Below are 17,898 nucleotides of genomic sequence, written 5' to 3' on the forward strand. Positions count from 1 at the left end.
GGAAGCGCGCGACACCCTGCGGCAAAATCATGCATTGCGCTTTGCAACGCAAAGCTGCGATAACGCCTGACCGGGTTGCACGCTGACGGGGATCGCGCAGGATGGATGACGGAATTTTCAACGTGTCGCGCCGCGGCGTCCTGGCGGGCGGTGTGGCCTCGGTCGCCATTGGCCAGGCATCGGTGGCACTGGCGCAGGAGGCCGAAGATGGGCGCCCGGCTGGAGACGTGGAGCGCATGAATGTCGATCTGACGGTGAACGGGACGGCCCACTCGCTCGATCTCGACACGCGCACGACGCTGCTCGATACGCTACGCGAGCATCTGCGACTGACCGGAACCAAGAAGGGCTGCGATCACGGTCAATGCGGTGCCTGTACGGTGCTGGTCAACGGAGAGCGGGTGAACAGTTGCCTCAGCCTCGCGGTGATGCACCAGGGCGACCAGGTCACGACAATCGAGGGGCTTGGTCAGCCCGGCAACCTGCACCCCATGCAGGATGCCTTCGTCGAGCATGACGGATATCAGTGCGGGTACTGCACGCCGGGACAGATATGTTCCGCCGTCGCCACGCTGGCGGAAATCCGCAAGGGCATTCCCAGCCATGTCACCGAAGACCTGACCGGGCCGATGCGGGCGACCAACATGGAAATGCGCGAGCGCATGAGCGGCAATATCTGCCGCTGCGGCGCCTATTCCAACATCGCCGATGCCATGGCGCAAGTGGCCGCGGCCGACGGACAGGGGGGCTGAGCAGTGCGAAGCTTCACCTACGAACGCGCGCGAACGCCGGCCGAGGCCGCGGCATCGGTGGCCCGCCACCCCGACGCCAAGTTCATCGCCGGCGGCACCAACCTCCTCGATCTGATGAAGCTGGAGATCGAGACGCCCGCGCATCTCGTCGACGTGCAGGATCTTGCCCTTGGCGAGATCGAGGATACCGACGATGGCGGCCTTCGCATCGGTACCCTCGTCAGCAATACCGCGCTTTCGGCCCATCCAAGGGTGCGCCGCGACTACGCCGTGCTTACCCGGGCCATCCAGGCGGGGGCATCGGGCCAGCTGCGCAACAAGGCGACGACGGGCGGCAACATGCTTCAGCGCACGCGCTGCGCTTATTTCTACGATACCAACATGCCGTGCAACAAGCGCAAGCCCGGTAGCGGCTGCGCGGCCATCGGCGGCGTGTCACGACAACTGGGCGTGATCGGCACGTCGGACAGCTGCATCGCCACCTATCCCGGCGACATGGCCGTCGCCATGCGGGTGCTGGACGCGGTGGTCGAGACGGTCAGGCCCGGTGGCGACACGCGCGCCATCGCGGCGGCGGACTTCCACCGCCTGTGGGGCGATACGCCGCATATCGAGACCGCGCTGGAGCCGGGGGAGATGATCACCCATGTCCGCCTGCCCCGGCCCGTCGGTGGAAGGCATTTCTACCACAAGGTGCGCGATCGCCGGTCCTACGCCTTCGCACTGGTTTCGGTCGCGGCGATCATCCAGCCGGACGGGACGGGGCGGGTCGCTTTCGGCGGCATGGCCCCCCGGCCCTGGCGCACCCCGGAAGCCGACGCGCAGTTGCCCGGCGGGGCGAGTGCGGTCATCGCCGCGGCCTTCGCCGATGCCCGGCCTACCGAGGACAACCGCTTCAAGATCCCGCTGGCCGAACGCACGCTGGCGGGCATTCTGGCCGAGGCGAGGAGCTGAGCATCATGGAATTCACCGCACCTGCCGGAACCAACCTGTTCGACGACGCGAAAATCGTCGGCACATCCACTCGTCGCATCGATGGCCCCCTGAAGGTGACGGGCACCGCCCCCTACGCCTACGAACGGCACGGCGTCGTCCCCGGCCAGGCCTATGGCTGGATCGTGGGCGCGGGTATCGCCAAGGGCCGCATCGCGAGTATGACCCTCGACGATGCGCGCCGCGCTCCCGGCGTGCTGGCGATCGTGGCCGCTACCGAACACGAGCCGGTCGGAACCAGCGATTTCAACCACGCCCCGCTGTTCGGCGGGCGGGACATCGCCCATTACCACCAGGCCGTGGCCGTGGTGGTGGCCGAGACGTTCGAGCAGGCGCGCGCTGCCGCCGGCCTCATCCGCACCGATTACGACCGGGCGGACGGTGCCTACGATCTCGCGGAGGTGGCGCCCGGCGCCCCGCTCGAAAGCGAGCGGATGCCCAACCGGCAATCGCTGGGCGATTTCGAAGCGGCTTTCGGCGCGGCGGCGGTGAAGCTCGATGCGCGCTACACCACCCCGGACGAGGCCCACGCGATGATGGAGCCTTTCGCGACCATCGCCGCATGGGACGGCGACAGGCTGACGCTGTGGACCTCCAACCAGATGATCAACTGGTCGAAGCTGGCGCTCGGCTCGATCCTGAAGATGCCGCCCGACAACATCCGTGTCGATTCGCCCTTCATCGGCGGCGGGTTCGGCGGCAAGCTGTTCGTGCGCGCCGACGCCGTGCTGGCGGCGCTGGGCGCGAAGGCAGCGGGCCGACCGGTCAAGATCGCCATGCAGCGCCCGCTGATGTTCAACAACTCGACCCACCGCCACGCCACGATGCAACGCCTGCGCATCGGGGCCGAAAGTGACGGCCGCATCACCGCTATCTCGCACGAGAACTGGTCAGGTAATATCACCGGGACAGATGGCGAGAACGCCACGCTGCAGACGCCCAAGCTCTATACCGGCGCGAACCGCGTCATCGCCAACCACACCGCGCAGCTCGATCTGCCCGAAGGCAACGCCATGCGCGCACCAGGAGAGACGCCCGGGCACATGGCGCTCGAAGTCGCGATGGACGAGCTGGCCGAGAAGCTGGGCATGGACCCGGTGGAGCTGCGTATCCGCAACGATGCCAGCGGTACGGTGCCCGGCCTGCCGGACAAGCGGATTTCCGACCGCAACCTGGTGCGCGCCCTTCGCGAAGGGGTGGACCGTTTCGGCTGGGCAGCGCGAGAGGCGACGCCCGGTTCCGTGCGGGAGGGACGCTGGCTGAAAGGTCTGGGCGTCGCCGCCGGCTACCGCGCGGCACCGACGATGACATCCGCCGCCCGCGTGCGTTCGAGCGGTGACGGTCGCATCGCGGTAGAAACCGACATGACCGATATCGGCACCGGCAGCTACACCATCATCGCCCAGACCGCCGCCGAGGTGATGGGCGTTCCGCTCGATTCCGTGACGGTCGAGCTCGGCGATTCGGCCTATCCCGCCGCCGCCGGTTCGGGCGGGCAGTGGGGTGCGGCAAGCAGCACGGCGGGCGTCTATGCCGCTTGCGTCAACCTGCGCCGCGCCATCGGGGAGCGGCTGGGCTTCGACGGCGATGCGGCGACCTTTGCCGACGGCAGTGCCTCGCTTGGCGGCGAAAGCTGGGCGATCGCCGATGCGGGCGAGCTATCCGCCGATGGCAAGATGACCTTCGGCGATTTCCAGCGCGGATACGATGTCGGCACCTACGCCGGTCATTTCGCGGAAGTGCGCGTCGACGCCTATACCGGGCAGGTGAAGATCGAGCGGATGCTGGCGGTGTGCGACGCGGGCCGCATCCTCAATCCGCTGTCCGCGCGCAGCCAGGTGATCGGCGGCATGGTGATGGCCGCCGGCGCCGCGCTGACCGAGGACCTGCACGTCGACAAGCGCTTCGGCTTCTTCGCCAATCACGATCTGGCCGGTTACGAAGTGCCGGTCCACGCCGACATTCCGCACCAGGAGGTCGTCTTCCTCGATACGCTCGATCCGGTGATCTCGCCGATGAAGGCCAAGGGCGTGGGCGAACTTGGCATCTGCGGGCCGGGCGCCGCCATCGCCAACGCCTTCTACAACGCCACCGGTATCAGGGTGCGCGACTATCCGATCACGGTCGACAAGTATCTCGACCGGTTGCCGGCGGTGTGAGGGAAGGGGAGCTGGTGCCGCTTACTGGACTCGAACCAGTGACCCCATCATTACGAATGATGTGCTCTACCAACTGAGCTAAAGCGGCTCCGGCGGTGCCCCTTAATGCGCCGGGGCGATGCTCGCAACGCCAATTCGCACGAAAGGGGTGGAGGCCCGAGCCGGAATCGAACCGGCGTGCAAGGATTTGCAGTCCTCTGCGTAACCACTCCGCCATCGGGCCGGACCCGGGCTCTCGCACCGGGAAGCGGCGGGGTAGCGACTGATCGGGCGGCGCGCAACGGTTTCTTGCCGGCTCGGCCCCGGTGCGCGGCTCGCGGAGTTGGCTCCGTATGACAAAGGTTGTCGGCCCCATTCCTCCGCCTTGCGCATTGACTATCCGGACAGGACGCCGCCCGTCGCCGGATCGCCGAAGGAGACTGCATGGCCGGAGAAGCGCTGATTCCCCGCTTTGGCTGGCTGGGGCGCTACGGCGGCTCGGCGCTGGTCAGGGATGTCATAGCCGGGCTGATCCTGTCGATCCTCCTCGTCCCGCAGGCTATGGCCTATGCCCAGCTGGCCGGCCTGCCCCCGGAAACCGGCCTGTTCGCGGCCATCCTTCCGCCGGTTCTGTACCTGCTGTTCGGCACCAGCGCCTTCGTCTCGATGGGGCCGGTCGCCTTGGTTTCCCTGATCGTGGGCGAGGCGATCGCCGCGAATGGCGGGCCCGGGGGCGGGGCGGTCCTGATCATCGCGGTGGAGGCCGGGCTGATCCTGCTGGCGGTCGGCGCGGCCGGCCTGGGACGACTGGTGAACTTCGTGTCGGAACCCGCTCTGCTCGGCTTTACCGCAGGCGCCGCCTTCCTGATCGCCGACAGCCAATTGCCCACGCTGATGGGCATGGAGGTCGCGCGCGCCGGGGATCTGCCGACCGGATTGTCGCATCTGCTTTCCGGCATGAACCAGTTCAGCTGGCCGGCGACGATCATCGGCGGGGCGGCGCTGACGGCGCTGATCGTGATCGGCAAGCTCGCTCCCCCTTTGCTGTGGAAGCTGGGCGTTCATCCACCCTACCGGCAGGCCATCGCCAAGTCGCTGCCGCTCGCGATCATCGTTGCCGCCGCGCTGGCCGCGACCCATTATCCCCCCGCCGCGGTGCCGCGCGTCGAACCGGTCGCGGCCGGTCTTCCAGGCCTGCCCGTCCTCGCCGGGGGCTGGTCGCTGTGGCTCACGCTGCTGCCGAGCGCGTTGGCCGTCGCGGTCATCATCTTCGTGACGGCGACCGCGGTGGCCAAGTCGCTGGCCGGCAGCGACCGCTCCAGTCTCGATACCAGCCGGGAAGCGGTGGCGCTGGGCGCGGCCAATATCGGTGCGGCCCTGACGGGCGGCTATGCCGTGGGCGCGAGTCTCAGCCGGTCGGCGCTGATCGAGGATAGCGGCGCGCGATCGCCCGTCGCGTCGGTCGTCGCCTCGGGTATCGTGGTGCTCACCCTTTTGCTGCTGGCGCCGCTGCTCGCCTTCCTGCCCAAGACCGCGCTGGCCGCGCTCGTCATCAGCGCGGTGTTCGGCCTCATTAAGCCCCGGGCAATCCGATTCGTCTGGCGCCACGACGTGCTGGAGGGGCTGATTGTGCTCATCTGCTTCCTCGCGACGCTGGCGCTTGGCGTGCGCTGGGGACTCGCCATCGGCGCGGGCGTCTCGATCCTGCATTTCCTGTGGTTCTCCTCCGTCCCCCGGGTCACGCGGGTGGGGACCGACGATGGCGGGCAATCCTACCGCAGCGTCGACCGAGAGGATGTGGAGGTGCGAACGCTGCCGGCGCTGGTGGTGCGTATCGACCGTTCGATCTTTTTCGGTAACGAGGCGCATGTGGAGGACCAGGTTTTCAAGCGCATGGCACAGCACGAGGGGGTGGAATGCCTGGTGCTCGACATGCGCGCGGTGAACGACGTCGATGCCAGCGGCGTCGCCATGCTGCGCCGGCTCGGCGAACGGCTGGAACGAATGGATATCGCCCTGCATTTCGCGGCCCTGCACGAGCCGGTCCACGAGAAGTTGCGGGCGCTCGACCAGACGATCTGCAACTATCATCGTACCGTCGGACAGGCCGTGGACAGCTGCGGCGTATGCCGGCAACCGGATTGAAGCGCACGATGCGCGATGCCTGCGGGGGGTACGGCGAAAGGATACGTTTACCCTTTGCCCGCTAGCCTGGCGCTTTCCAAGGCTGGAGACCGAATTCGCGATGCAATCGCTGAAAGCGAAGGATGAGGATGCGCTGCGAATACGGTGCCGGGCCCGGTCGGGCATGAATGCCGATCTGGAAGTGCTCGATATTTCCGAAGGCGGCTGCATGGTCGAATGCCGCGGCTGGTCCGCCTCGGAAGGCGAACGCGTGCTGGCGACGCTGCCGGGCCTCGCCGCCCAGCCGGCGACGCTGGTGTGGAAGGAGGACGGCCGCGCCGGCATCGCCTTCGAACAGCCGCTGCACGAAGCGGTCTTCACCCATCTCAGTCGGCAGGTCGGTTCCTGACGAAATAAAGCTTGGCAGCGCCCGCCCGCGGGGCGGAGGGCGAATAGCCGGGTTCAGGGGGAGCCGGCGAGCGCGTCCATGTCCTGCAGATAGCGCTTCACGTTGCGCGCCGCCTGGCGCAGGCGCTGCTCGTTCTCGACCATTGCGATACGCACGAAGCCTTCGCCGTCCTCTCCGTAACCGACGCCCGGCGCGACCGCGACATGCGCCCTGGTCAGCAACTGCTTGGAAAATTCGAGGCTGCCCATGCCTCGCAACGGTTCGGGCAGCGGCGCCCAGGCGAACATGGAAGCGGGCGGCGGCGGAATGTCCCACCCGGCGCGGCCGAACGCCTCCACCATCACGTCGCGCCGCTTGTGGTAGAGGGAGCGGTTCGTCTCGACGATGTCCTGCGGCCCCGTCAGCGCGGCGACGGCGGCGGCCTGAATCGGAGTGAAGGCGCCGTAGTCGATATAGCTTTTGACCCGCGTCAGCGCCGCGATCAGCGTCGGGTTGCCGACGGCGAAGCCCATCCGCCAGCCGGCCATCGAATAGGTCTTGGAGAGGCTGGTGAACTCCACCGCCACGTCCATCGCCCCATCCGCCTGAAGAATCGAGGGCGTCGGCCGGCCATCGTAATAAAGTTCGGAATAGGCGAGATCGGACAGGATCCAGACCTTGTGGGCCTTCGCCCAGTCGACCAGCTTGCGGTAGAATTCGAGATCGACAACCTCGGCGGTGGGGTTGCTGGGGTAGTTGACCACCAGTACCGTGGGCCGCGGAACGGTGAAGTTCATCGCCGTTTCCAGCGCCTCCCAGTACGTCTCGTCCGGCGTCGTGGGAACCGAACGGATCGAGGCACCGGCGATGATGAAGCCGAAGGTATGGATCGGATAGGAGGGGTTGGGCGCAAGGATGGTATCGCCCGGCGCGGTAATCGCGGTGGCGAGGCTCGCCAGCCCCTCCTTCGATCCCAGCGTGACGACCACCTCGCTGTCGGGATCGAGATCGACACCGAAGCGGGTCTTGTAGTAGCTCGCCTGCGCTCGACGCAGGCCGGGTATGCCCTTCGACTGCGAATAGCCGTGCGCATCGGGCTTCCTCGCCACCTCGCACAGCTTGTCGATGACGTGCGGCGGCGGGGGCAGGTCGGGATTGCCCATGCCGAGGTCGATGATGTCGCGTCCTTCCGCCCGGGCCGCCGCCCGCATCGCGTTCACTTCGGCGATGACGTAGGGCGGCAGGCGCTTGATGCGGTAGAAATCGTTGTCCATCGTATCCTTCGGGTCAGGGTAAGCTGGTGACGCGGCATCCCGTCGCGCCGATCGGGCAACCTTGTTGCCGCAAGCGATGGGCAGACGCAACGCAATGCGGGCGGCCCCGTTGCCGATTGCCTTGCCGCGGATTGACCGGCATTCTGATCGCCGGAGAGAGGATGCCATGACCGACGACGACCGAGATAGCGGCCCGGGGCCGGGCGAGAGCGAAGATCTGTTCATGCAGATGCTGCGCATGCAGGGCGAATCGGCGCGCGCGATGCTGGAAGCGTATGCGGTCGATCCGTGGGCCGAAGACACGGCGAAGGGGGATGTCGCCGGCCCGGTCGAGGCGATGGGCCAGGCAATGCTGGAGATGCAACGCAACTGGCTTCGCGTCTGGCTGCCGGACGAAGGCGCGCCGCAGGACGCGCCGCCCGCCCCGCTGGCGGACCCGGCGGGCTGGATGAAGGCGATGCAGCAATGGACCGCCGCCATGCCCATGCTCGATCCGCTGGAACAGCAGCGCCTGTGGGCGGACGGGGTGCAGTTGTGGAGCGATGTTCTGTCGCAATACGCCCCCGGCGGCGAGACGGCGCCGCCGGCCGATCCCGACCTGCCGCGCCGGGACAAGCGCTTCGCCGACAAGGCATGGCGCGCGCAGCCGGTCTTTGCGCTTATCCACCAGACCTATCTGCTGTTTGCCGAGCGGCTGGCCGAGAGCATCGACACCGCGCGCGGCCTGACCGATGCGGAACGCGACAATCTGCGGTTCGCCACGACCGCCGTGCTCGATGCGATGAGCCCCGCGAATTTCCCGATGATGAACCCCGTCGTGCTGGAACGCACGATGGAAACCGGCGGCGAGAACCTCGTGCGCGGGATGGAGCGGCTGGCGACCGATCTCGACCGCGGCCAGCTGACCCACAGCGATTCGAGCCAGTTCGTGCTGGGCGAGAACGTCGCGGCGACACCGGGCAAGGTCATCCACGAGACGCCGCTGTTCCAGCTGATCCAGTATTCGCCCACGACGGGGACGGTGCTGGAAACGCCGCTGGTGATCTTTCCGCCGTGGATCAACCGGTTCTACATTCTCGATCTCAATCCGAAGAAGAGCTTTGTGCGCTGGGCGGTAGAGAACGGCATTACCGTACTGATGGTGAGCTGGAAATCGGCGGACGAGAGCCTCGCCCATATCGAATGGGATGATTACATCGCCGCGCAGATGGAGGCGATCGACGTTACGCGCGAGCGGCTGGGCGTCGCGCGCGTCCATGCGATCGGCTATTGCGTCGCCGGCACCACGCTCGCCGCGACGCTGGCGATCATGGCGCGGCGGGAAGAGGCGGAGAAGGTCGCCAGCGTAACCTTCTTCACCGCGCAGGTCGATTTCGAACATGCCGGCGATCTCAAGCTGTTCGTGGAGAACGGACGGCTCGAACTGGCGAGGCAGGCCGCGCGCGGCGGCTATCTGGACGGGCGCTACATGGCGGCAACGTTCAACATGCTGCGCGGCAGCGACCTCATCTGGAACACGGTCGTGAACCATTACCTGCTGGGGGAGGACTATCCGGCCTTCGACCTGCTCTACTGGAACGGCGACGTGACCAACCTGCCCTCGCGCTGGCACGACAGCTACCTGCGCGATCTGTACCGCGACAACAAGCTGGTGCAGCCGGACGCGCTGAGTGCGGGGGGGACACCGATCGACCTGTCGCTGATCGAGACGCCGGCCTATATCCAGGCGGGCCGGGAAGACCACATCGCGCCGCCCGAAAGCGTGTTCCGGTTGCTCGATCATCTGAATGGTCCGACGCGCTTCGTTCTGGCGGGGAGCGGCCATATTGCCGGCGTGGTCAATCCGCCCGATGCGAGGAAGTACCAGTACTGGACGAATGACGGCGAGTTCGCCTCGCTGGAGGAGTTCGTCGAGGGCGCCGAAGAGCATCCGGGAAGCTGGTGGCCCGACTGGCTCGACTGGCTGCGCGGACAGGATGGGAATACGCTCGAGGCGACCGGTGCACGTTGCCCGGGCGGGAAGGAAAACCCCGCGCTGGAGGATGCGCCCGGACGTTACGTGGCGCAGCGCTGAGCGCGTCATCCGCCGGCCAACGCGTTGAGATGACTTCCTGAATCTTCTATTGTGCAGTGCACAATTTTCCTTGACGCTTTCTTTCGCCACACCTATATTGTGCAGTGCAACAAAAGGTCGCGTTCGATGCGACCGTAGCACGAGGATAGTATGGCACAGTCAGAGTCGAAGACGGAAGACAGCGCCGACAAGGCTGCCGAGAAGGCTTACGCCGACGCGGCTGCCGAGAAGAAGTCCGCCGGGTCCGCGACGAAAGCGGCTGCGGCGAAGGTTGCCGACACGCCGGCTTACAAGCCGGATGCGGAGGCAACGACGTCAACGGGCAAGGCGCCTGCCGAATCCGCCGCAAAGGCACAGAAGGTCGGGACCGCGCCCGCTGAGGCTCGCTCGACCTCGACCGGCAAGACCGCGGCGAAGGAGCGCAGGCCTTCCTCCGCGAAGTCGACCGCCGGCAAGGCGAAGGCTAAGCCCGCGAAGAAATCTGCACCCCGGCGCGCGACCGCCAAGATCGCGAAGTCGGTGAAGGCAGACCCCACAACCCCCAGCGTTACCGAATTGAAGGAAAAGATCATGGCTACCAAGCAGACCGATTACAGCACCCAGATGACCGATACGATGTCGCAGGCCGTCACGGAGATGCAGACCCGCGCGCAGGCCGCCTACGAGAAGGGCACTGCCTCGATGGGCGAGATGACCGACTTCGCCAAGGGCAATGTCGAGGCGATGGTCGAGAGCGGCAAGATCCTGGCCGAGGGTATGCAGTCCATGTCCAAGACCTATGCCGACGAGGCGAAGACCGCCTACGAGACGGCGACCGCGGACATGAAGGAAATGGCCGCGATCAAGAGCCCGACCGAGTTGTTCCAGCTGCAGGGCAAGATCCTGCGTCGTAATTTCGACATGCTCGTCGCCACCACGTCGAAGAACACCGACGCGGCGATGAAGCTGGCCAATGACGCGATGGCGCCGATTACCGGCCGCATCAACGTCGCCACCGAAAAGATGTCCAAGGTCGCCTGATCGTACATCGAGCGACTGACGCTTTTTCCGGTCACCTCATCTCCTCTCCCGCAGGTGACCGATTAAGGGCCGGGCAGCGCAGGCTGCCCGGCCTTTTTGCGTCCGGCGACGGGAGGCGCCATCTCGCGGCGATTTGGTATCGGCACCCTTGCAGCCTGCCGATCCGATACGATATTCCAGCCCACGATGTCAGATTACCCCAGCCTCCGCAGTTCCGTTACCCTCCGTCCGTTCCGCTGCGGGAACGATGACGAGGCGGTCGGCGACGACAAGGATGGCGAGGGACAGGTCGGCATCGCCACCAAGACCCGCACCCGTCCCAAAAAGCCCAGCCAGTACAAGGTGCTGCTGCTGAACGACGATTACACGCCGATGGAATTCGTCGTCATGGTTCTCAAGCGCTTCTTCCGCATGGATTTGGAACAGGCGACCCGGGTGATGCTGCACGTTCACCAGAAGGGCGTCGGCGTATGCGGCATTTTCCCGTACGAGGTGGCGGAAACGAAGGTGAATCAGGTGATGGATTTCGCCCGCGAGAACCAGCACCCCCTGCAATGCACGCTGGAAAAGGCCTGATCCGCGCCGATCGATGACCGTTGGGGCATGACGGCATGGCGTTTACGCGCTAGAGCGGCAAACCAAGCCCCGCCATCCTCCGGACCCCCGCGACTTGTCCCGCTTCTTCACCGCTCTCGACCGCTACATTCTCCGGCTGACGATCGTGCCGATGATCGGCGTGTTCGTTCTGGCAGCCAGCCTCCTGATGCTGGAAAAGATGCTGCGCCTGTTCGAATTCGTGAGTACCGAGGGCGGGCCGGTCAACGTCGTGTTTTCGATGATGCTGAACCTGGTGCCCGAATATGCGGGGCTGGCCATTCCGCTCGGCCTGATGCTGGGGGTGCTGTTCGCCTTTCGCAAGCTGGCAGTCTCCAGCGAGCTCGACGTCATGCGCGCGGTAGGGTGGAGCTACCTGCGCCTGCTTCGCGTACCCTACCTCATCACGCTGCTGCTCGTCGGCCTGAACTTCGCCATCGTCTATTACATCCAGCCGCAATCACGCTTCGCCTACGAGGAAATGCAGTTCGATCTGCGCTCGGGCGCGCTTGGTGCGTCAATCAAGGTGGGCGAGTTCAACACGATCGAGGATCGCATGGCCCTGCGTATCGAGGAGAGCCGGGACGACGGGCGGCAGCTGATGGGCATCTTCGCCCGCGTCGCCGACGATAACGGGCAGACCCTTTCCATCACCGCGCGCGAGGGGCGCTTCCTCGCCAATCAGGACGACCGCAACACGATCATCCTGCGCCTGCTCGACGGTACCCAGGTGCACGAGGTGCCGACGGGCACCCCGCGCGTGCTCAGTTTCAGTCAGCTCGATCTGCCGATCGACCTCCCGGCAATCGAGAACTTTCGCGGGCGCGGAGAGGACGAGCGCGAATACATCCTGCCCGAACTGCTCAAGATCGGCTGGAACAGGGAAGTGCCCAAGGATACCCGCGCCGCCAGCGTCGCCAATTTCAACTACCGGATGGTGGAGGTCGTGATGATGCTGCTGCTGCCCCTGCTGGCGGTGGCGCTCGCGATACCGCCCAAGCGCAGCACCTCGGCGCTGGGCGTGTTCCTCTCCATCGTGATCGTGGTCGCCTATCACAAGGTCAACCAGTACGGGGCCGATGTCGCCGCGCTGGGGCGCGTCGATCCCTATCTGGCGCTGTGGGGACCGTTCGCGGCGCTTTCAGCCGTGATCTTCTGGATGTTCTACCAGGTCGCCTATGTTCCGGGCGGCCAGGCCATCGGCTTCCTCGAAGCGATCTACGCGAAGATCGCGCGGCAGGTGCGCCGCCTGTTCGGGCGTCGCGCGAGGCTCGGTCGGCAGGAGGAAGATCCCGGAGACGAGCAGCGCGAGCGAATCGACAGCGCGTTGCCCGCATGATCTTCGATTTCTTTCCCTCTACCCGGCTGACCATCTACCTCGGCAAGATGTTCGCCGTGCGCATCGCAGCGGTGCTCGCCATGCTGGTGCTGGTGCTGATGATGCTCGATCTGCTGGCCGAAACGGGCGATATCCTTGCCGCCCCTGGCAACGGGCAGGCGCAGCTGGTGGAATATGCCTCGCTGCGGATACCCCAGCTCGTCGCACGCTTCCTGCCCTATTCGGTGCTGCTGGCGACGATCATCACGCTTGCCGGGCTCAACCAGAACTCCGAGGTGACCGCGATGAAGGCCGCCGGCCTGTCCGCGCACCAGATCCTCGCCCCTTTGCTGCTCGTCGCGGCGTTCGTCGCCGTGGCTTCCTTCGCCTTCAACGAGCGCATCGTGACTCGTGCGACCGCGACGCTGACCGCCTGGCAGTCGGTGGATTACGCGCCCGTCCCGCCGGGCCGGGAACAGCGCACCAATGTCTACTTCAACGACGGCAACGACGTGTTGATGGCGCGCATGCTGTCCGGGAGCGGGGCGGCGAGCGTTCTTTCCGGCGTAACCTTCTACGAACGCGACGATGACGGGATGATCACGCGCCAGATAGAGGCGCCGCGAGCGCGCTATGCCGAACCGGGTTGGCGGCTGGAAGACGCGACCGGCTTCGTCGTTTCCACGGCGCAGGATGCCAGTCTCGGTACCGTCGTCGTCGCGCCCGGCGTCACGCTGGGGCAGATCGCCCTGCGCCGGGTCGATCCGGAAGCGGAGAACATCGGCGAACTGGGACGGTCGATAGAGGCGCTCGAATCCTCGGGCAGGCGCACCGGCGAGCTTACCGCGAAATGGTGGCACAAGATTTCCGGGCCGCTCTCCGCGTTACTGATGCCGCTGCTCGGCGCGGTGGCGGGGTTCGGCCTCGCCCGGTCGGGACATGTCTTCGCGCGCGCAGTGATCGGCATGGCGCTCGGCTTCGCCTACTTCGTGGTCGACAACGCCGCGCTGGCTATGGGCAGCTTCGGCGGCTATCCGCCGCTGCTCGCGGCATGGGCGCCGTTCGTGCTGTTCGCGCTTGTCGGGGAAACGGTGCTGGTCCGCACCGAAGAATAGGATCTAGTCCGCAGGTCCGGGGCGACCCATCGTGGATCGGGCGATGCGACCGACCAGCGGGACCATGCCGCGATGAGACGCCTCGTGAAACGTGGACCCTTCGCCAAGATGGTCGCGGATGCGGCGGTGCGCCTCGCCCAGCGAGTGATAGGGCATGGACGGGATCAGATGGTGCAGCGCATGGTAGCGCAGGCCCACCGGCGCCCAGATCGCCGCCAGCGGAGACGGCGGCGGCACATTGACCGAATCGAGATATTGCGCGGTGACGGTCATCGCCTCGCCCTCGTTCTCCCACAGATGCGCGACCAGCGTGCGCAGCTGATTGAACACCGCGACCGCTGCGAACACCGCGCCAGCGATGGCGATTTCGCGCCACAGGCCGAGGCCGATCACCAGCGCGACCAGCGAGATCGCCCATGCCGTCGCGCTGATCTCCAGCAGCAGGAAGCGGCGGGCCTCCTTGCCCTGTGCCGGGCGGCGGCGGAAGGCGGGGTTGATCGACAGTGCGCTGAACCGCTCCCACGCGGCGCGGCGCAGCGCCGGAAACAGCCAGCCGAGCGGCGTGAGCACGGCGAAGCGAATGACGAGGCCGATCGGCGCGAGCGCTGCGACAAGGACGAAGACCGGCAGGCTCCACGGCTTCATCAGCGCCAGCGGCATGTATTCGGGATCCTCGATCGTGCCGTATTTGGTCCGCGCATGGTGCAGCGTGTGAACACCTTCGTACATGAAGCTGGGCGTCAGCATCGGAATGCCGATGACCAGGTTCCAAGCGAGGCGAAAGCCGGGCAGCGCGTCGCGGTGCAGATGGCTTATCTCGTGTATGAACAGCAACGCGCGGTAGAGCGCCAGCACCGCGACGACACCGCTGGCAACGGCCAGCCAGGGGGTTTGCAGAAGCATAGCGCCCGCCAGCGCGGCGTATCCGAGCAGGGCCGAGCCGAGCATGTCCGGCCAGTAGATCGCCGCGCGCGCGGTGTTGATGTCGCGCGTGAGCTCGGCAGCGGCGCGCATCATCGCCTTGTCGTCGGGGATCTGGGCATGCACGCGCCGACGAGCGCCGGCTGGCGCGGCAGTACGCTCCGCCGTTTCCCTCGTCATGTCCTGCGTCGTTGCCATGTCGTTGTCTGGTCCCGTTGCTGTTGCCAGCGGTGCCGGTCGCGCCGCGCTTGACACTCCTGCCCAACCATAGACAGAGCGAACCTGCCGTGAACGAAAGGGTTGGAGCGATGGCCGTCCAGATAGATATTGCACCGGTCTCGGACAAGGCCGGCCTGCAGGCGTTCATAGACCTCGCCTACCGCCTGAACGCCGACGATCCCAACTGGGTCCCGCCCCTGCGTGCAGAGGTGAAGGAACTGCTCACGCCGGGGAAGAACCCGTTTTTCGAACATGCGAAGGTCCAGCTGTTCCTCGCCCGCCGGGGGGGACGGGTGGTGGGCCGCATCTCGGCCCATTACGACGAGCTCGCACTCGCCCAGCCGCGCGAGCAGGGCATGGGGCCGGGCACCGGCAACTGGGGCATGTTCGAGGCGCAGGACGAGCAGGTCGCCCGCGCCCTGATCGAACGGGCCGAGGAATGGCTGCGCGAGCAGGGCATGACCCGCGTACTGGCGCCGATCAGCCTGTCTATCTGGGAGGAGCCGGGCCTGCTGGTGCAGGGGCACGACCACCCGCCCATGGTGATGATGGGCCACAACAGCCCTGAATATCAGGGCTGGATCGAGGCTCTGGGCTACGAGAAGGCAAAGTCGCTCTACACCTATGATCTCGATGTCAGCGGTGGCTTTCCCGGCATCGTGGAGAGGATCGTGAAATCGGGTGAACGCAGCGACCGCATCAAGGTGCGAACCGTTGACCTGGGGCATTTCGACCGCGACGCGGCGATCTGCATCGATATCCTCAACGATGCCTGGTCGGACAATTGGGGTTTCGTCCCCTTCACCGAATCGGAGAAGGAATACGGCGCGAAAAAGTTGAAGCCGCTGATCCTGGAAGGGGCGAACATGATCGCCGAGGTGGAGGGCGAACCGGCGGCGTTCATGCTGGCGTTGCCCGATCTCAACCAGCGGCTGATCCACATGAACGGGCGATTGTTCCCCTTCAACTGGGCGCGCATCCTGTGGTGGCTGCGCAATCCCCCGCAGGCGGCGATGCGGGTGCCGCTGATGGGCGTGGTGAAGAAGTACCAGAATACACGGCTCGCGAGCCAGCTGGCCTTCATGATGATCGAGTATATTCGTCGCTACACAGTCGCCAACCACGCCACGGCGCGCTCCGAAATCGGCTGGGTGCTGGACGACAACCAGGGCATGAACGCCATCGCCGAGGCGATCGAGGCGAAGATTAACCGGGAATACCGGCTCTACGACAAACGGCTTTAGGGTCCGCCCGGGCGGGAACAACGCCGCGCTTCATCGCGTTGAGGGCGCACGAAAACACGCGCGTGACGGGATCGCAGATGAAGGCGTCGAAGGGCAGTCGGGACAAGGCGGAAAGCGGGAAGGCGGACAGGCGCGTGTCCCTCGGCCGCGTCCTGCTGGTCGAGGACGACGCCGTGCTCGCCATGTCGCTGGAAGATGCGCTGCGCGATGGCGGGGCGGAGGATGTCGTCATCTGCCAGACGATGCAGGCGACGATGGAAGAACTCGAAAAGGAAGAACAGTTCGATGCGATGGTGCTCGACGTGCATCTCGCCGACCGCAGCGATGGCTGGGCGCTTGCCGAACTGGTGACGATGCTCGGACCCAAGCGCCCGCGGATCGCCTTTTCCACCGGTTCGCCCGAATCGATCCCGCCCGAGATCGCCGAGATGGGCCCGGTGTTCGAAAAGCCCTACGATCCCGCGCAACTCGTTGACGTTCTCGCCTCAGCCAACCGCAAGCGCGGCCTCTTCGCTCGCCTGCTCGGCTAGCCAGGCGCCCCCCGCCGACACGTGATACACCGGTAGCGCGGACGCCGCGCTTCGCCCGGCCTTGCCTCGCCGGGTTGCCCCGCTTGACTTGCGAGGCCGGACCCTGCCCGAAAAAAAGGCCTCCGCTCTTTGTTGAGCGAAGGCCTTTCGGGATCGTATCACCTGCCGCTTGGACGGGAGGGGGGGTCTCGGCGGTGACATACCCTAAATGGCCAAGCGGAAGTAGCGTTCCCGACGGTTTCGAAAATTTCGAAATTTTTTTCGATGGCGTTTGCAAACCCGGCTGCGACCAGCCATCTGCGACCTCGCATTCGCATTACCGACAATGGTCGCAGGCGCGGAACCAGCACGGGTGCCGTTCGTTTGGGGCCACGAATTGACCGGGAAGGGTATCTATGTCGATCGGGGCCGAAGTCGCCGCACATCTTCCGTTTCTACGCCGTTACGCCCGCGCCTTGACGGGTTCGCAATCCACCGGGGACGCTTTCGTCCAGGCCACGCTCGAGGCGGCGCTGGCCGATGACGACGTGGCCGAAAGCCTGCGCGGCGGACGCGTGCCGCTCTACCGCGCTTTCAACAAGGTCTGGTCCAGCGCCTACATGGAGGTCGAGGACGGTGAGGGCGAGGGCAGCGCGCACGAGAACGCGGCGCGTGACCAGCTCAAGCGCATCACCCCTGTAAACCGTCAGGCGCTACTGCTCACGACGGTGGAGGATTTCACCTCTGCCGAAGCGGGCGAGATCATGGGCATGAGCGAGGAGGACGTCGATTCGCTGGTGCGCGAGGCGGTGTCCGAGATCGAGCGCGAAACGACGACCAACGTGCTCATCATCGAGGATGAACCGCTCATCTCCATGCAGCTCGAGGATCTGGTACGCTCGCTCGGTCACGACATCTGCGGCACCGCGGCCACCCGGACGCAGGCGCAGGAAGTGGTCGCCAAGGCGACGCCCGGCCTCGTGCTGGCCGATATCCAGCTGGCCGACGGGTCATCGGGGCTCGATGCGGTGGACGATATTCTTGCCATCGATTCGGTGCCGGTGATCTTCATCACCGCCTATCCCGAGCGCCTGCTGACGGGCGACCGGCCCGAGCCGACCTATCTCATCACCAAGCCGTTCCAGGAAGACACGGTACGCGCGGCGATAAGCCAGGCGCTGTTCTTCGGATCGAGCCGCCCGCTCGACTAGGCTG

The 17,898-nt window shown here is 65.9% G+C and carries 15 protein-coding genes and 2 tRNA genes; 13 read left to right on the forward strand and 4 right to left on the reverse strand.

Features of this window, described 5'->3' with window-relative positions; translation table 11 throughout:
- The first annotated feature begins 101 nt into the window (after window positions 1–101).
- From paoA to paoC, 3 genes are read left to right on the forward strand one after another with little or no spacing between them, the layout of a single operon-like run.
- Window positions 102–752, forward strand: coding sequence for an aldehyde dehydrogenase iron-sulfur subunit PaoA (gene paoA, locus EG799_RS09915; protein WP_123880772.1), 651 nt, complete (start codon window positions 102–104; stop codon window positions 750–752).
- A 3-nt stretch (window positions 753–755) separates the two neighbouring features.
- Entirely contained in the window at window positions 756–1,706 is a 951-nt protein-coding gene (locus tag EG799_RS09920) for an FAD binding domain-containing protein (RefSeq protein WP_123880774.1), read from the forward strand.
- Window positions 1,707–1,711: 5 nt separating this feature from the next.
- Window positions 1,712–3,904, forward strand: a complete 2,193-nt coding sequence (gene paoC / locus EG799_RS09925; RefSeq protein WP_123880776.1) for an aldehyde oxidoreductase molybdenum-binding subunit PaoC — start codon at window positions 1,712–1,714, stop codon at window positions 3,902–3,904.
- Between the two features lie 12 nt (window positions 3,905–3,916).
- On the opposite strand, the gene EG799_RS09930 is transcribed toward paoC, so the two are convergent.
- Together EG799_RS09930 and EG799_RS09935 are read right to left on the reverse strand one after the other, a co-directional pair.
- A tRNA-Thr gene (locus tag EG799_RS09930) sits at window positions 3,917–3,992 on the reverse strand.
- Between the two features lie 61 nt (window positions 3,993–4,053).
- Window positions 4,054–4,127 (reverse strand) — tRNA-Cys (locus tag EG799_RS09935).
- A 200-nt stretch (window positions 4,128–4,327) separates the two neighbouring features.
- Here EG799_RS09935 and EG799_RS09940 point away from each other — a divergent pair.
- On the forward strand, window positions 4,328–6,028 hold the full coding sequence (locus EG799_RS09940; RefSeq protein ID WP_123880778.1) for a SulP family inorganic anion transporter: 1,701 nt from the start codon (window positions 4,328–4,330) through the stop codon (window positions 6,026–6,028).
- A 100-nt stretch (window positions 6,029–6,128) separates the two neighbouring features.
- Window positions 6,129–6,416, forward strand: a complete 288-nt coding sequence (locus EG799_RS09945) for a PilZ domain-containing protein (RefSeq protein ID WP_123880780.1) — start codon at window positions 6,129–6,131, stop codon at window positions 6,414–6,416.
- Between the two features lie 53 nt (window positions 6,417–6,469).
- Here EG799_RS09945 and EG799_RS09950 read toward each other — a convergent pair whose 3' ends face one another.
- Entirely contained in the window at window positions 6,470–7,669 is a 1,200-nt protein-coding gene (locus EG799_RS09950; RefSeq protein WP_123880782.1) for an LL-diaminopimelate aminotransferase, read from the reverse strand.
- A gap of 166 nt (window positions 7,670–7,835) precedes the next feature.
- Here EG799_RS09950 and EG799_RS09955 point away from each other — a divergent pair, with 166 nt between their 5' ends.
- The 5 genes from EG799_RS09955 (at window position 7,836) to lptG (ending at window position 13,790) form a co-directional block, all read left to right on the forward strand.
- Window positions 7,836–9,743: a PHA/PHB synthase family protein gene (locus tag EG799_RS09955; protein WP_234029111.1), complete on the forward strand. Its 1,908-nt coding sequence runs from the start codon at window positions 7,836–7,838 to the stop codon at window positions 9,741–9,743.
- A gap of 150 nt (window positions 9,744–9,893) precedes the next feature.
- Window positions 9,894–10,763 (forward strand): phasin family protein, encoded by an 870-nt coding sequence (locus EG799_RS09960; protein WP_123880784.1) that lies wholly within the window; start codon window positions 9,894–9,896, stop codon window positions 10,761–10,763.
- A 186-nt stretch (window positions 10,764–10,949) separates the two neighbouring features.
- Complete coding sequence (gene clpS / locus EG799_RS09965; RefSeq protein ID WP_123880786.1) at window positions 10,950–11,339, forward strand: ATP-dependent Clp protease adapter ClpS; 390 nt, start codon at window positions 10,950–10,952, stop codon at window positions 11,337–11,339.
- Window positions 11,340–11,433: 94 nt separating this feature from the next.
- Window positions 11,434–12,696, forward strand: a complete 1,263-nt coding sequence (locus EG799_RS09970; protein ID WP_267900634.1) for an LptF/LptG family permease — start codon at window positions 11,434–11,436, stop codon at window positions 12,694–12,696.
- Window positions 12,693–13,790 (forward strand): LPS export ABC transporter permease LptG, encoded by a 1,098-nt coding sequence (lptG, locus tag EG799_RS09975; protein WP_123880788.1) that lies wholly within the window; start codon window positions 12,693–12,695, stop codon window positions 13,788–13,790. The genes EG799_RS09970 and lptG overlap by 4 nt, the downstream gene beginning before the upstream one ends.
- A gap of 3 nt (window positions 13,791–13,793) precedes the next feature.
- Here the strand turns inward: lptG and EG799_RS09980 are convergent, their stop codons facing one another.
- Window positions 13,794–14,909 (reverse strand): fatty acid desaturase family protein, encoded by a 1,116-nt coding sequence (locus tag EG799_RS09980; RefSeq protein WP_407641225.1) that lies wholly within the window; start codon window positions 14,907–14,909, stop codon window positions 13,794–13,796.
- 110 nt (window positions 14,910–15,019) lie between these two features.
- On the opposite strand from EG799_RS09980, the gene EG799_RS09985 reads away from it, so the two are divergent.
- The 3 genes from EG799_RS09985 (at window position 15,020) to EG799_RS09995 (ending at window position 17,894) form a co-directional block, all read left to right on the forward strand.
- Complete coding sequence (locus tag EG799_RS09985) at window positions 15,020–16,174, forward strand: GNAT family N-acetyltransferase (protein WP_123880790.1); 1,155 nt, start codon at window positions 15,020–15,022, stop codon at window positions 16,172–16,174.
- Window positions 16,175–16,251: 77 nt separating this feature from the next.
- Window positions 16,252–16,704, forward strand: a complete 453-nt coding sequence (locus EG799_RS09990; protein ID WP_123880792.1) for a response regulator — start codon at window positions 16,252–16,254, stop codon at window positions 16,702–16,704.
- Between the two features lie 395 nt (window positions 16,705–17,099).
- The gene (locus tag EG799_RS09995) at window positions 17,100–17,894 is read left to right on the forward strand and encodes a response regulator (protein ID WP_123880794.1); all 795 of its coding nucleotides are present in this window, start codon (window positions 17,100–17,102) and stop codon (window positions 17,892–17,894) included.
- Window positions 17,895–17,898 lie beyond the last annotated feature (4 nt).

It is taken from the genome of Aurantiacibacter spongiae (assembly GCF_003815535.1).
GTDB classification, from domain to species: Bacteria; Pseudomonadota; Alphaproteobacteria; order Sphingomonadales; family Sphingomonadaceae; genus Alteraurantiacibacter; species Alteraurantiacibacter spongiae.